Origin of the sequence: Modestobacter italicus (assembly GCF_000306785.1) — a bacterium.
Classification (GTDB): domain Bacteria; phylum Actinomycetota; class Actinomycetes; order Mycobacteriales; family Geodermatophilaceae; genus Modestobacter; species Modestobacter italicus.
Genome location: NC_017955.1, coordinates 2,307,235 through 2,320,243, shown reverse-complemented (window position 1 = coordinate 2,320,243; position 13,009 = coordinate 2,307,235). Strand labels below are relative to the sequence as shown.

The 13,009-nt window shown below is 73.1% G+C and carries 13 protein-coding genes; 9 read left to right on the top strand and 4 right to left on the bottom strand.

All coding sequences use genetic code 11. From position 1 onward, the window contains the following. Nucleotides 1-21: 21 nt before the first annotated feature. Together MODMU_RS11370 and MODMU_RS11365 are read right to left on the bottom strand one after the other, a co-directional pair. Nucleotides 22-849: a phosphoenolpyruvate hydrolase family protein gene (locus MODMU_RS11370; protein WP_014740382.1), complete on the bottom strand. Its 828-nt coding sequence runs from the start codon at nt 847-849 to the stop codon at nt 22-24. Then, nucleotides 846-2,057 carry a Tm-1-like ATP-binding domain-containing protein gene (locus tag MODMU_RS11365; protein ID WP_041795194.1) on the bottom strand — a complete coding sequence of 404 codons (1,212 nt, stop codon included), beginning with the start codon at nt 2,055-2,057 and terminating at the stop codon, nt 846-848. The genes MODMU_RS11370 and MODMU_RS11365 overlap by 4 nt, the downstream gene beginning before the upstream one ends. Before the next feature lie 91 nt (nt 2,058-2,148). Between MODMU_RS11365 and MODMU_RS11360 the strand changes: the two genes are divergently transcribed. Genes MODMU_RS11360 through MODMU_RS11345 form a run of 4 tightly spaced genes read left to right on the top strand, consistent with a single transcriptional unit; the run spans nt 2,149 to nt 5,690 of the window. Beyond that, the gene (locus MODMU_RS11360; RefSeq protein WP_166503459.1) at nt 2,149-3,174 is read left to right on the top strand and encodes a branched-chain amino acid ABC transporter permease; all 1,026 of its coding nucleotides are present in this window, start codon (nt 2,149-2,151) and stop codon (nt 3,172-3,174) included. Between the two features lie 8 nt (nt 3,175-3,182). Next, nucleotides 3,183-4,211: a branched-chain amino acid ABC transporter permease gene (locus MODMU_RS11355; protein WP_051143972.1), complete on the top strand. Its 1,029-nt coding sequence runs from the start codon at nt 3,183-3,185 to the stop codon at nt 4,209-4,211. Further along, the gene (locus tag MODMU_RS11350; RefSeq protein ID WP_014740379.1) at nt 4,208-4,972 is read left to right on the top strand and encodes an ABC transporter ATP-binding protein; all 765 of its coding nucleotides are present in this window, start codon (nt 4,208-4,210) and stop codon (nt 4,970-4,972) included. Before MODMU_RS11355 ends, MODMU_RS11350 begins: the two co-directional genes overlap by 4 nt. After that, on the top strand, nt 4,965-5,690 hold the full coding sequence (locus MODMU_RS11345; protein ID WP_041795192.1) for an ABC transporter ATP-binding protein: 726 nt from the start codon (nt 4,965-4,967) through the stop codon (nt 5,688-5,690). Before MODMU_RS11350 ends, MODMU_RS11345 begins: the two co-directional genes overlap by 8 nt. Here MODMU_RS11345 and MODMU_RS11340 read toward each other — a convergent pair. After that, on the bottom strand, nt 5,660-6,358 hold the full coding sequence (locus MODMU_RS11340; protein ID WP_014740378.1) for a GntR family transcriptional regulator: 699 nt from the start codon (nt 6,356-6,358) through the stop codon (nt 5,660-5,662). The two genes, MODMU_RS11345 and MODMU_RS11340, sit on opposite strands and share 31 nt — an antisense overlap. 255 nt (nt 6,359-6,613) lie before the next feature. Between MODMU_RS11340 and MODMU_RS11335 the strand changes: the two genes are divergently transcribed. Genes MODMU_RS11335 through MODMU_RS11315 form a run of 5 tightly spaced genes read left to right on the top strand, consistent with a single transcriptional unit; the run spans nt 6,614 to nt 11,829 of the window. Beyond that, nucleotides 6,614-8,392: a PEP-utilizing enzyme gene (locus MODMU_RS11335; protein ID WP_014740377.1), complete on the top strand. Its 1,779-nt coding sequence runs from the start codon at nt 6,614-6,616 to the stop codon at nt 8,390-8,392. Continuing rightward, nucleotides 8,392-9,261: a PEP/pyruvate-binding domain-containing protein gene (locus MODMU_RS11330; RefSeq protein WP_014740376.1), complete on the top strand. Its 870-nt coding sequence runs from the start codon at nt 8,392-8,394 to the stop codon at nt 9,259-9,261. The genes MODMU_RS11335 and MODMU_RS11330 overlap by 1 nt, the downstream gene beginning before the upstream one ends. Before the next feature lie 4 nt (nt 9,262-9,265). Beyond that, entirely contained in the window at nt 9,266-10,129 is an 864-nt protein-coding gene (locus tag MODMU_RS11325; RefSeq protein WP_014740375.1) for a fumarylacetoacetate hydrolase family protein, read from the top strand. 1 nt (nt 10,130) lies between these two features. Next, nucleotides 10,131-10,424 carry a putative quinol monooxygenase gene (locus MODMU_RS11320; protein WP_014740374.1) on the top strand — a complete coding sequence of 98 codons (294 nt, stop codon included), beginning with the start codon at nt 10,131-10,133 and terminating at the stop codon, nt 10,422-10,424. Next, entirely contained in the window at nt 10,417-11,829 is a 1,413-nt protein-coding gene (locus tag MODMU_RS11315; RefSeq protein ID WP_014740373.1) for an NAD-dependent succinate-semialdehyde dehydrogenase, read from the top strand. The genes MODMU_RS11320 and MODMU_RS11315 overlap by 8 nt, the downstream gene beginning before the upstream one ends. Here the strand turns inward: MODMU_RS11315 and MODMU_RS11310 are convergent. Next, nucleotides 11,784-12,995, bottom strand: coding sequence for a cation:proton antiporter (locus MODMU_RS11310; protein ID WP_014740372.1), 1,212 nt, complete (start codon nt 12,993-12,995; stop codon nt 11,784-11,786). The two genes, MODMU_RS11315 and MODMU_RS11310, sit on opposite strands and share 46 nt — an antisense overlap. Between the last annotated feature and the right edge of the window lie 14 nt (nt 12,996-13,009).

Below are 13,009 nucleotides of genomic sequence, written 5' to 3'. Positions count from 1 at the left end.
TACGGTGACGCGGACCGCCCGTCAAGGAGCGGTGCGGACCTGCTTGAACCGCCGCATGTTCTCGGTGATCGCCACCTCGGTCGGCAGGCGCTCCATGCTGGAGGCGCCGAAGAAGCCGACCACCCCGCGGGTGCGCTCCAGGACGTACTGCGCGTCGTCCGGCTCGGCGATCGGCCCGCCGTGGCACAGCACGATGACGTCGGGGTTGATCGCCACCGCCGCGTCGTGCATCTCCTGGACCAGCGCCACGCAGTCGTCGAGCGTCCGCGCGGTCTGCGCCCCGATGCTGCCCTTCGTGGTCAGCCCCATGTGCGGGACCAGCACGTCGGCCCCGGCCCGGGTCATGGCCTCGGTGGAGGCGACGTCGAACACGTACGGCGCGGTGAGCAGCCCGCGCTCGGCGGCCAGGCCGATCATCTCGACCTCCTGCGCGTAGCTCATCCCGGTCTCCTCGAGGTTGGCCCGGAAGACCCCGTCGATGAGCCCGACCGTCGGGAAGTTCTGCACCCCGGCGAAGCCGGTGTCCTCGACCTGGCGCAGGAACCGGTCCATCAGCCGGAAGGGGTCGGTGCCGCAGACCCCGGCGAGCACCGGGGTCTCCCGGACCACCGGCAACACCTCCGCGGCCATGTCCAGCACGATCGCGTTGGCGTCGCCGTAGGGCATCAGTCCGGCGAGGGAGCCGCAGCCGGCCATCCGGTAGCGGCCGGAGTTGTAGATGATGATCAGGTCGGCGCCACCGGCCTCCGCGCACTTCGCGGACAGCCCGGTGCCCGCGCCGGCCCCGACGATCGTGCCGCCGGCCGCGCGGGTCTCCCGCAGCCGCTGCCGCGCCTGCTCACCGTTCATCGTGCGCCTCCCAGGAACTCGTCGAGCCGCGCCGCCATGGCCACGGCGAACGCGGGGTCGTTCACGTCCGTGTCGACCTCGTGCACCTCGACCGACGGCGCGAGCGTCTCGCGCAGCCCGGCCAGCAGCGCGGCGTCGGCCTCCGGGTCGGCGAACGGGCCACCCTCGCCGGAGATCGCCGAGACGCCCCGCAGCGGGACGAAGAGCGCGACCGGCCCGGTGGCCGCGCTGAGCTTGGCACCCACCCGGCGGCCGAGCTCGGCGCACTCCTCCAACGTGGTGCGCATCAGCGTGATGCTCGGGTTGTGCACGTAGAGCTGCCGGTCGGCGAACCGGTCGGGCACCGACGCGCGCGGGCCGAAGTTGACCATGTCCAGCGCACCGAGCGAGACGACCTGCGGCACGCCTGCCCGGCCGGCCGCCTCCAGCCGATGCGGCCCGGCCGACAGCACCCCGCCGACCAGGTCGTCGGCGAGCTCCGTCGTCGTCAGGTCCAGCACGCCGGTGACGAACCCGGACTCGACCAGGCTCTCCATGCTGCGCCCGCCGGTGCCGGTCGCGTGGAAGACGAGCACCTCGTAGCCGCGGCGCTCCAGCTCCTGCCGCGCGGTGGTGACCGCCGCGGTGGTGACGCCGAACATCGTCGCCGCGACGACCGGGCGGGACGAGTCCAGCTCGACCGGCGGCGCGCTGACCATGCCGGCCACCGCGGCCGCGGCGTTGGCGAGGATGCGCGCGGAGACCGAGTTGAGCCCGGCGACGTCGGTGACGGCCGGCATCATCGTCACGTCGCTGACGTCGACGTAGGCCGCGGTGTCGCCGGAGGCCATCGTGGAGACCACCAGCTTGGGCACCCCCACCGGCAGCGCCCGCATGGCCGCGGTCGCGATGGCGGTGTTGCCCGACCCGCCGGCGGCCAGCACCCCCTGGCAGCGGCCCTCGTCGAAGAGCCGGCGGACCACCAGCGGCGCGGCCGCGCACATGGCCGCCACGGCGGCCCCCCGGTCGGTCAGGTCGGCGAGGTCGAACCCGCCCGCGGCGGCCACCTCCTCCCGCGGCACGTCGGGCGAGGTGCGCGGCGGCCCCTGCGTGCCGACGTCCACCAGCAGGGTGGCGACGCCGGCCTGGTGCAGCCGTGCGCGCAGGAACGCGTACTCGTCGCCCTTGGTGTCCAGGGTGCCCACGAGGACGACGGTCGGAGGACTCACTTCAGCTCCTTGACGTGATCCAGGTCATGTGGTCACATGCCTAATCGATTATCGGTTCCCCCGCAAGGGCGCGAAGGGCTCGGTGCGTTGCATGGCCACACAGACGACAGCGGTGCGCCGCTCGGCACCCCGACCGCACCTCCCGGTGGCCGCGACCGCCGCGGTGGTGATCGGCGTCCTCGGACTCCTCGGGGTGCTGTGGCAGGCCTTCGAGAAGGGCCTGGGGAGCACGGGCAACGTCCCGACGTTCATCCTCATCACGCTCAACGGGCTCACCCTCGCCGGTCTGTACTTCATCAGCGCCAGCGGGCTGACGCTGATCTTCGGCCTGCTGCGGGTCACCAACCTGGCCCACGGCGCGCTGTTCCTGCTCGGCGGGTACGTGGCGCTGACCCTGGTGCAGGACGCCGGCATGTCCTGGTGGCTGGCCGCGGCGCTGGCGATGCTCGTCAGCGGCGGCGTCGGGCTGGTCATGCACCAGCTCTTCCTGCGCTGGAACCAGGGGCAGGACCTGCGCCAGGCGCTGATCACCATCGCGGTCTCGCTGATCCTGGCCGACCAGATGCTCGCCTACTTCGGGGCGACCCCGACGGCCATCGCGCCGCCGGAGTCCCTGGCCCAGCCGCTGCCCCTCGGTGTCTACGACCTCTCCTACCCGACCTTCCGCATCGCGATGCTGGTGGCCGCCCTGCTCGTGGGCGTGCTGTTCTGGCTGGTCTACACCCGCACCCGGGTGGGGATGGTGGTGCGCGCCGGCGTCGACGACACGCAGATGACCTCGGCGCTCGGGGTGAACGTCCAGCTGGTGTTCGCCGGCGCGTTCTTCGTCGGCTCCGCGCTGGCCGGCCTGGGCGGCGCCTTCGCCGGCACCGCGCTCTCGCTGGCGCCCGGCCAGGACCAGTCGTTCCTGGTCAGCGCCCTCGTCGTGGTCATCGTCGGCGGCATGGGCAGCCTCGGCGGCGCCGCCATCGGCGCCCTGCTGCTGGGCCTGGTCGACCAGTACGCCAGCGCGTACCTGCCGGCCGAGTACGCCAATCTCTCCGCCCTGCTCACCTTCGTGCTGCTCGCCGCGATCCTCGCGGTGCGGCCGACCGGACTCTTCGGGAAGGCGCGATGACCCGCGCGATGGACCGATGGCTGACCCTCGGCACCCGCGGCGTGCTCGCGGCCCTGCTCCTGCTGGTCGCCCTGGTACCGCTGCTGTTCTCCACCTTCGTCACCAGCCAGGTCGGCCTGACCTCGCTGTGGCTCGGGATCGTGGCGGTCAGCCTGACCTTCCTGTCCGGCTACGGCGGCATGGTGTCGCTGGCCCAGACGGCGCTGTTCGGCGTGGCCGGGCTGATCGCCGCCAAGCTCTCCGTCGAGGCGGGGTGGAACCCCTGGGCGGCCGCGCTGGCCGGGATCCTCGCCGCCACCGCCGTCGGCCTGCTCTTCGGCGCCGTGGCCAGCGGCAGCCAGGGCATCTACTTCCTGATCATCACCCTGGCGTTCGCCCAGGTGACGTACTTCTACTTCGCCGCAGTGCCCACCTTCGGGGCGCACGAGGGCATCAACGGCGTCCCGCCGCCGGACCTGATCGGCGACCCGGTGCAGGACCCGGCCCGGATGTACTACTTCCTGCTGGCCGTGTCGGTGCTGGTCTTCCTGGGCCTCCGGCACGTCTCCCGGACGGCGTTCGGGCTGGCGCTGCAGGGCGTCCGCGACGACCCGGTCCGGATGGCCGCGCTGGGCTACAACGTCCGGCTGCACCGCACGCTCGGCTTCACGCTCGCCGCACCGGTCGCCGGCGCCGCCGGGGTCCTCTCGGCGTGGTCGAACACCCGCATGTCGGCCGGCTCGATCTCGCTGGGCATAGCCATCCTGGTGCTCACCACCGCCGTCATCGGCGGGCTCAACCGGCTCGAGGGGGCCTGGGTCGGGGCGTTGCTCTACACGCTCTGCGACACCTACCTGCGCGGGTGGACCGACCGCTTCACCACCTGGCTGGGCGTGGTCTTCCTGGTCATCGTGCTGGTCTCCCCCGGCGGCGTGGTCGGCCTGCTCGGCAGCGCGGGCACCTGGATCCGCCGGCACCTGGCCGGTCCGCCGCCGGCGCCGACCGTCCCGAGCGCGCCCGCCGCCCCCGTCCCGGTGTCCTCGAGGAGCGCCCTGTGACCGACGCCGTCCACCCCGAGCCGGTGCTGCGCGTGCGGGGGGTGACCCGGCGCTTCGGCGGCGTGGTCGCCGTCCGCGACGTCGACCTGGACATCGCCCCCGGCGAGCGCCGGGCGGTGCTGGGCCCCAACGGCGCGGGCAAGTCCACGCTGTTCAACCTGATCGCCGGGGCGGACACCCCCACCTCGGGCAGCATCGAGCTGTTCGGCGCGGAGGCCACCCGGCTGGGTGCCCGGCAGCGCACCCGCGCCGGCCTGTCCCGGACGTTCCAGACCTCGCGGCTGCTCACCGGGCTCACCGTCGAGGACAACCTCTACCTGGCCGCCGTGGGCGTCGACGGCGGCCGGTTCCGGTTGCTGCGCAGCGCACGCGACCGGACGGCGCGGGAGCGCGCCCGCGCGACGGCGGCCAGCGTCGGCATGACCGACCGGCTGGACACCCTCGCCGGCGACCTGTCGCACGGGGAGCAGCGGCAGCTGGAGATCGGCCTGGCGCTGGTCGCCGAGCCGCGGATGCTGCTGCTGGACGAACCGGCGGCGGGGCTCTCCCGGTCCGAGCGGCAGCTGCTGACCGCGCTCCTGCTCTCCCTGGACCGGGACGTGACCCTGCTGCTGATCGAGCACGACATGGACGTGGCCCTGACCGTGGCCGAGCGGGTGACGATGATGCACGACGGGGTCGTGATCGTCGAGGGCACACCGGCCGAGATCCGGGCCGACCAGCGCGTCCACGACCTCTACCTGGGGAAGGCCCATGTCTGAGCAGGTGCTGGAGATCTCCGGCCTCGACGCCCACTACGGCAGCGCGCACGTGCTGCACGCGCTGTCGGCCTCCGTCGGGCAGCGCTCGACCGGCATCGTCGGCCGCAACGGCATGGGGAAGTCGACCCTGTGCAAGGCGATCATGGGCATCACGCCACCGCGCGCCCGCGGGTCGATCCGACTGGACGGCGAGGAGATCCTCGGCCGGCCGTCCTACGACATCTGCCGCCGGGGCATCGCCTACGTCCCGCAGGGCCGGCGGATCTTCCCCTCGCTGACCACCGACGAGCACCTGCGGATGCTCAGCCGCTCGCTCGTCGGCCGCGGGCAGTGGGACGTCGACGCCGTCTACGACCTGTACCCGCGGCTGGCCGAGCGGCGGAAGGTGAGCGCGGCGATGCTGTCCGGTGGCGAGCAGCAGATGCTCGCGATCGGCCGGGCGCTGCTGACCAACCCCAAGCTGCTGCTGATGGACGAGCCGTCGGAGGGGCTGGCGCCGACGATCGTGGAGCAGCTGACCGAGACCTGCCGGACGCTGGTCGCCGAGGGGCTCACCCTGCTGCTGGTCGAGCAGAACCTCGGCATGGCCACGGCGGTGGCCGACCGGCTGCTGGTGATGGTGCACGGCGAGGTCGCGCTGGAGACCACGTCGGCCGAGCTGCTCGCCGACCCCGACGCCCAGCGCCGCTACCTCGGGGTGGAGCCCTCCGTGGCGTGAGGGACCGCGACGGCGTCCCGGCGGAGGTGGGAGATGACCGAGGCGCCGAAGAACTCGATGTGGGCGCGCATCTCCCGGCCGAGGAAGTCGGGGTCGCGGAACTGCACGGCCTGCAGCACCGGCCGGTGCAGCTCCGCGATCGAGTGCAGGTCGGAGTGGCTCTTGAGCGCGCTGACCAGGCTGCGGGCCTCCACCCGCAGGGAGCGCCAGACGTCGAGCAGCACCTGGTTGCCGGCGGCCTCGACGATGACCTCGTGGAAGCGGGTGTCGTGGACCATCAGCGCGTGCAGGTCGCCGGCGTCGGCGGCCCGGCGCATGCCGGCCAGCTCCTCGGCCAGCAGCCCGAGCTGCTCGTCGGTGATCCGCGGCGCCGCCTCCCGGCCGGCGACCTCCTCCAGCGCCGCCCGCACCGGGTAGATCTGCACGAGCTCCTCGGTGCTCACCTCGCGCACCCGCGCGCCGCGGTGCGGCTGGCTCTCGACGAAGCGCATGGCCTCCAGGTCGCGCAGCGCCTCCCGGACCGGCGCCTGGCTCACGCCGAACTCCGCGGCCACCGCGCTCTCCACGATCCGCTCGCCCGGCCCGTACGTGCCGTCGAGGATCCGCTCGACGATGCGCTCCTTGATCTCCTCGCGGAGCAGGACGGGACGCTGCGGCGCCGATGCCATGCGGGCCCCTCTCATCGATCGCCGGCGCTGGGACGGCGCGCTCATCGATAGTGAGCCCTCCGGATCCGGACGCTGTCAAGCCGCTACCCCGCCCGGCCGGGGCCCGGCGAGCGTCCTGCGACCTGCGTCACCACAGAGGGTTGACGCGCGTCACACCCATCTGCTTGATTATCGATTGTTCGCCGCGCGGGCCGGCAACGGCCGCCGGTGACCGCGCCGGCACGGCACCAGACACCGACTCACGACGGAGTGGGCATGAGCGACGACAGCGTCGACGACACAGTCCTGGCGACCTTCCACGGGGACGACGACTTCCCGGTGCAGTGGGAGGAGGGCCAGCGCGAGCTCTTCTGGGTGCACGACGACCTGCACATCCCCAACCCGATCTCGCCCATGTACGCCGACATCGGCGGCTGGTGGCTCAAGTGCGACTACATGTTCCGGCGCTTCGGCACGCCGTTCGCCTCCGACTGGATCTCCAAGGTCGTCAACGGCTACGTGTACACCGCGGCCATCCCGGCGACCCCGGGGCTGTCGGCGGAGGCCTCGGAGTACGGCGCCCGGTACACCCCGCGGGTGCCGCTGGACGCCGGCGACCCGGCCGAGCTCGGCGCCTACATGGGCTGGACGCTGCCGTACTACGCCGAGCACTTCCTCGTCTGGTGGCGCGACCGGCTGCGCCCGGAGATGGAGCGCAACTTCGTCCGCTTCGACACCTACGAACACGACGCCGCCAGCCTGGTCGAGCTCGCGATCCTGCTCGAGGACGCGATCGACATGCACGACCGGCACTGGCAGATCCACTGGGTGCTCAACTTCGCCCAGTTCTCCTCCACCCTCGCGCTCAACGCCGCCGTCGCCGCCGCGAAGGGCGAGGGTGACCACTCCGCGCTGATGGGCCGGCTGCAGAGCTCGACGGAGAACCGCAACTGGGACTCCATCGAGGAGCTCTGGAAGATCAAGGAGCTGGTGGCGAAGGAGCAGGGCGAGGTCGCCCGGGCCTTCGAGAAGGCCACCGCCGGCGACGTGATCCGCGCCCTGGAGGGCACCGACGCCGGCCGAGCGTTCCTCGCCGAGCACATCGAGCCCTACCAGCAGACCTTCGGCTACAAGTCGATGTACGCCCACGAGTTCTCCTTCCGGACCTGGCGGGAGGACCCGGCGCCGATCGTCGAGGCGATCCGCGGCTACCTGGAGAGCGACTACGACTACCCCGCCGAGCTGCAGGCCGTCGCCGACGACCTGGCGAAGGCCAAGGCGGAGGTCTTCGAGGGCGTCGAGGAGGGCCCGGCGCGCGACGAGCTGGCCCGGGCGCTCGAGCTGAGCCTGCGGATGAACCCGCTGACCCCCGACCACCACTTCTACATCGACCAGGGCACCAACGCCCGGGTGCGGCTGGTGCTCGTGGCGATCGGCCGCAAGCTGGTCGAGGAGGGCCGGCTCGACGACGCCGAGGACGTCATGTACCTGAAGTACAACGAGCTGCGCCGGCTGATGGCCGGCAGCAACTCCTTCGACGCCCAGGAGCTCGTCGGCGACCGCCGGGACGCCCGCGAGGACGCCTACGAGGTGCGGCCGCGGGACTGGATCGGCACGGCCACCGAGTCCCAGGTCGGCTTCCCGTACTGGTCGCTGTGGGCGTTCCCGGAGAAGCTGAACCGGCCGGCGCCCTCGCACGACGCCGAGATCCCGGGCCTGCCCGCCTCGGCCGGCATCATCGAGGGCACCGCCCGCGTGGTGCTGTCGGCCGAGCAGTTCGGCGAGGTGCAGCGCGACGAGATCATCGTCTGCCGGATGACCAGCCCGTCCTGGGTCGTGCTGTTCACCAAGATCTCCGGCCTGGTCACCGACGCCGGCGGCATGGCCTCGCACCCCGCCGTCGTCTCCCGCGAGTTCGGCATCCCCGCCGTCGTCGGCACCTCCGACGCGACCCGCCGGATCAAGACCGGCGACCGCGTACGGGTCAACGGCTCCACCGGCCGCGTCGAGATCCTCAGCGACGTCCCGGCGCCGGCCCCGGTCGGTGCCCTCTGATGACCGCCACCCTCCCCACCCCGACCGAGGAGACCACCGTGCCGACGGATGCCCCGCTGGTGCTGCCGTTCGCCGACCCCCGCTGCCAGCAGGTGGAGCTCACCGGCGGCAAGGGCGCCAGCCTCGCCACCATGACCGCCGAGGGGCTGCCCGTCCCACCGGGGTTCGTCATCACCTCGGCGGCGTTCGAGGCCGCGGTCGACTCCGAGGCCCTGCGCGAGGCGATGCGGGCCAAGGACGTCGAGACCGCCCGGGCGCTCGTCGCGGCCGCACAGCCGCCGCGCGAGCTGATCGAGGCCGAGTACGCGAAGCTCACCGGGCTGGTCGCCGTCCGGTCCTCGGCGTGCGCCGAGGACTCGGCGGGTGCCAGCTACGCCGGCCAGCAGGAGACCTTCCTCAACACCGAGGGCCTCGAGGCGGTGCTGCACTACGTCGTCGAGTGCTGGCTGTCCTTCTTCACCGACCGCGCGGTGTTCTACCGGCAGGAGAAGGGCTCGCTGGAGGACGTCGCCATGGCCGTCGTCGTGCAGCAGATGGTGGACAGCCAGAAGTCCGGCGTCATGTTCACCGTCGACCCGGTGCACGGCCGCAAGGACCGGATGGTCGTCGAGGCGGCCCGCGGGCTCGGCGAGGCCGTCGTCTCCGGCGAGACCACCCCGGACAACTACACGCTCTCCCGCGCCGGTGACGTGAAGAGGTCCAAGATCGTCGACGCCGAGCGCGTGCTCAGCGACGCCGAGTGCGTCGCGCTGGCGCAGATGGGCTCCACGCTCGCCGGCCTGCACGGGCAGCCGCAGGACATCGAGTGGGCCTTCGACGCCGCCGGTGACCTGTACCTGCTGCAGTCCCGACCGATCACCACGATCTAGCCCGTTGAGGTTCGTCACCTACGAGCCGCCGGCCGGCCCCCCGCGCGTGGGCCGGCTGGACGGCGACACCGTCCTGGACGTCGGCTTCGACGGCGACATGGTCGCCTTCATCGAGGCCGGCGCCCCGACCGGCACCGAGCGGCCCGTGCCGGGCGCCCGGCTGCTCGCGCCGCTCGTCCCCCGCTCGTTCCGGGACTTCCTCGCCTTCGAGGGGCACCTGCTCAACGCCTACCGCAACCTGGGGCGGGAGGTCCCGGCCGAGTGGTACGAGGTGCCGGTCTTCTACCGCAGCATGGGGACGACGGTCACCGGCCCGGACACGGTGCTGCCGTGGCCCTCCTACAGCGCCCAGCTCGACCACGAGCTGGAGCTGGCCGTGGTGATCGGCCGGGCCGCCCGGGACGTGCCCGCCGAGGACTGGCTGGACGTCGTCTTCGGCTTCACGATCTGGAACGACATGTCCGCCCGCGACGTGCAGCGCCGCGAGCTGCCGGTCGGCATGGGCCCGGCCAAGGCCAAGGAGTGGGACGGGTCCAACGTGCTGGGCCCGTGCATCGTCACCCCCGACGAGGTCGACCTGGACACCCTCGAGCTCGAGGTCCGGGTCAACGGCGAGCGGTGGGGCGGTGACCGCGTCTCCGCCATGCACCACTCGTTCGGCGCGCTGGTCGCCTACGCGTCCCAGGACCAGACCCTGCTCCCCGGCGAGGTGCTCGGCTCGGGCACCGCCACCGGCGGGTCGGGGCTCGAGCTGGACCGCTGGATCCAGCCCGGGGACGTCATCGAGATGGAGGCCGGCCCGATCGGCGTCCTGCGCAACACAGTCGGCATACCCACTGCCCCACCCACGCAACGGAAGGACCACTGACATGGCGTTCGTCGTCGCAGCCACCTGGAAGGCCAAGCCCGGGGAGGCCGAGCGGGTCACCGAGGTGATCAGGAAGATGACCCCGCTGTCCCGCGCGGAGCCGGGCAACGTCTTCTACCAGGCCCAGGTCAACCCCGAGGACCCGGAGACGTTCTTCCTCTACGAGCAGTACACCGACGCGCAGGCCTACGAGGACCACAAGGCCACGCCGCACTTCCAGGAGAACGTGTTCGGTTACATCCTGGCGTACCTGGCCGAGCGCAGCGTGAAGACGTACGAAACGATCGATGCCTGAGGTCAGCACGGTCGACCCGTCGACCGGGCAGGTGCTGGCCACCTACCCGGCGGCGGACGTCGACGCCGTCCGCGCGGTGCTGGCCCCGGGGCAACCCCCCCAACCCGGCTGGGCGGCCCGCCCGGTCAACAAGCGCGACGAGCTGGTGAGCGCGGTCGGAGACCGGCTGCGGGAGGAGGCCGACGAGCTCGCCGCGCTGATGACGGCGGAGATGGGCAAGCCGATCGGCGAGGCCCGCGCCGAGGTGGCGAAGTCGGCCACCGCGTGCGAGTACTACGCCGAGCACGGGCCCGGCTTCCTCGCCCCGCAGCAGGTCGACACCGGCGCCGGTCAGCGCAGCTGGGTGGGTCATGAGCCGCTCGGCGTCGTCCTCGCCGTCATGCCGTGGAACTTCCCGTTCTGGCAGGTGCTGCGGTTCGCCGCGCCGACCCTGCTGGCCGGCAACACCGCCGTGCTCAAGCACTCCCCCAACGTCACCGGCTGCGCGCTGGCCATCGAGCGGGTGCTCCGCGACGCCGGCGTGCCCGAGGACGTGTTCCGCAGCATCGTCGTCGCCGAGGCCGAGGTGCCGGAGGTCAGCCGGGCGCTGATCGAGGACGACCGGGTCGCCGCGGTCAGCCTCACCGGCAGCGAGCGGGCCGGTGCGGCCGTCGCCGCGGCGGCCGGCCGGGCGGTGAAGAAGAGCCTGCTGGAGCTCGGCGGCTCCGACCCGTTCGTCGTGCTGGCCGACGCCGACGTGGAGCTCGCCGTGGCCGGCGCGGTGCGCAGCCGGTTCATCAACTCCGGCCAGAGCTGCCTGGCGGCCAAGCGCTTCGTGGTGCACCGGGACGTCGCCGAGGAGTTCACCGCCCGCTTCGCCGCGGCCGTGACCGCGCTGCGGGTCGGCGACCCGCGCGACGAGGCGACGGCGGTCGGCCCGCTGGCCCGCGCCGACCTGCGCGAGGGCCTGCTGCGGCAGGTGCGCACCTCGGTGGAGGCCGGCGCGACCGTGCTCACCGGCGGTGGCCCGCTGGAGGGCCCCGGCGCCTTCTTCGCACCGACCGTGCTGGCCGGCGTCACCCTGGACATGCCGGTGATGGCCGAGGAGACCTTCGGCCCGGTGGCGGCGGTGCTCGCGGTCGCCGACGACGACGAGGCGGTGCAGGCGGCGAACGCCACCCGGTACGGGCTGGGCGCCAGCGTGTGGAGCGCCGACCCCGAGCACGCGCTCGCGGTCGGCCGGCGGATCACCTCCGGCGCGCTGTTCGTCAACGCCGTGGTCGCCTCCGACCCGCGGCTGCCTTTCGGCGGGACCAAGCGCAGCGGCTACGGCCGTGAGCTGGGCGCGGCCGGGGCGCTGGAGTTCACCAACGCCCGGACCTACGTGGTGGGCGGCGGGGTGCCCACCGGACCGGCGACCGAGTGAGCCGCTGACCGCGGCGGCCGCCGGTCCAGGGCCACGGCCAGCGCGGGGAACAGCAGCACCGTCACCGCGCCGGCACCGACCAGGGCCGCGGCGTTCTCCGGCAGCATCGTGCCGCTGCGCAGACCGATCTCGGCCAGCGCCACCAGGACGGGCAGCGCCGTCGCGCCGACGAGTGCGACCTGGCCCCGCTGGCGCGCGGGGAGCACCCCGCGGTAGACCAGCAGGACCGGGCCGCCCCGGACGAGCAGCATCAGCACGAGGAACAGCAGCAGCCGCAGCGGGGCCTCCCCGATGGAGTGCAGGTCCAGGCCCATCCCCGAGTACACGAAGAACAGCGGGACGAAGAACCCGTAGCCGATGGCGTCGAGCTTCGACTCCAGCACCGGGTCGGCGTCCCCCACCCAACGCCGCAGCACCATGCCGGCGAGGAAGGCGCCGAGCACGGCGTCGAGGTGGAAGCGGTCGGTCACCGCGACCAGGGTGAGGAGCAGCAGGATCGTGCCGCGCAGGGTGATCTGTGCGGTCTCGCCCTGCCCCCTCCCGAGCACGCCGGCCAGCCGGCCGCCCCCGCTGACCCCGCGCCGCAGCCGGGCCAGGACGACGGCGAGCAGCCCCACCGCGGCCAGCGAGGCCAGTGCGGCGAGCCGGCCCTGGGTGCCCAGGAACACCGCGATCGCCAGCACCGGGAACAGCTCGCCGACCGCCCCCGTGGCCAGCAGGTGGCGGCCCAGCGGACCGCGCAGCAGCCCCTTGTCCCGCAGGACCGGGAGCAGGGTGCCCAGCGCCGTGGTGGTCAGCCCCAGGGACACCGGCAGGTACGCCTCGACGACCCCGGCGGCGTCCAGCGCGCCGACCACGCCGGCCGCCAGCAGCAGGGACACCCCCCAGGAGACCACCGCGCGCCGGCCGGCGTCCTCGCGCACCAGTCGCAGGTCGACCTCGTAGCCGGCGAGCAGGAACACGAAGCCCAGACCGACGTCGGCCAGCACCCGCACGTCGTGGGCTGCACCGATGGCCAGCACGTCCGGGCCGATGAGGATCCCGCCGGCCAGCAGCAGCACCACCTGGGGCACCGGGAGCCGCGGGAACAGGCCGACGACGAGGGCGGCGACCAGCGACACCCCGGCCACGGCGGCCAGGGTGTCGAGCGACACGACGTCGTCCACCCGGCCCTCCCGTC

Bases quoted from the DNA above. Each gene is read 5' to 3' on its own strand.
- MODMU_RS11370 (WP_014740382.1), bottom strand. From the start codon at position 849: ATGAACGGTGAGCAGGCGCGGCAGCGGCTGCGGGAGACCCGCGCGGCC.
- MODMU_RS11360 (WP_166503459.1), top strand. From the start codon at position 2,149: ATGGCCACACAGACGACAGCGGTGCGCCGCTCGGCACCCCGACCGCAC.
- MODMU_RS11355 (WP_051143972.1), top strand. From the start codon at position 3,183: ATGGACCGATGGCTGACCCTCGGCACCCGCGGCGTGCTCGCGGCCCTG.
- MODMU_RS11345 (WP_041795192.1), top strand. From the start codon at position 4,965: ATGTCTGAGCAGGTGCTGGAGATCTCCGGCCTCGACGCCCACTACGGC.
- MODMU_RS11340 (WP_014740378.1), bottom strand. From the start codon at position 6,358: ATGGCATCGGCGCCGCAGCGTCCCGTCCTGCTCCGCGAGGAGATCAAG.
- MODMU_RS11335 (WP_014740377.1), top strand. From the start codon at position 6,614: ATGAGCGACGACAGCGTCGACGACACAGTCCTGGCGACCTTCCACGGG.
- MODMU_RS11330 (WP_014740376.1), top strand. From the start codon at position 8,392: ATGACCGCCACCCTCCCCACCCCGACCGAGGAGACCACCGTGCCGACG.
- MODMU_RS11320 (WP_014740374.1), top strand. From the start codon at position 10,131: ATGGCGTTCGTCGTCGCAGCCACCTGGAAGGCCAAGCCCGGGGAGGCC.
- MODMU_RS11315 (WP_014740373.1), top strand. From the start codon at position 10,417: ATGCCTGAGGTCAGCACGGTCGACCCGTCGACCGGGCAGGTGCTGGCC.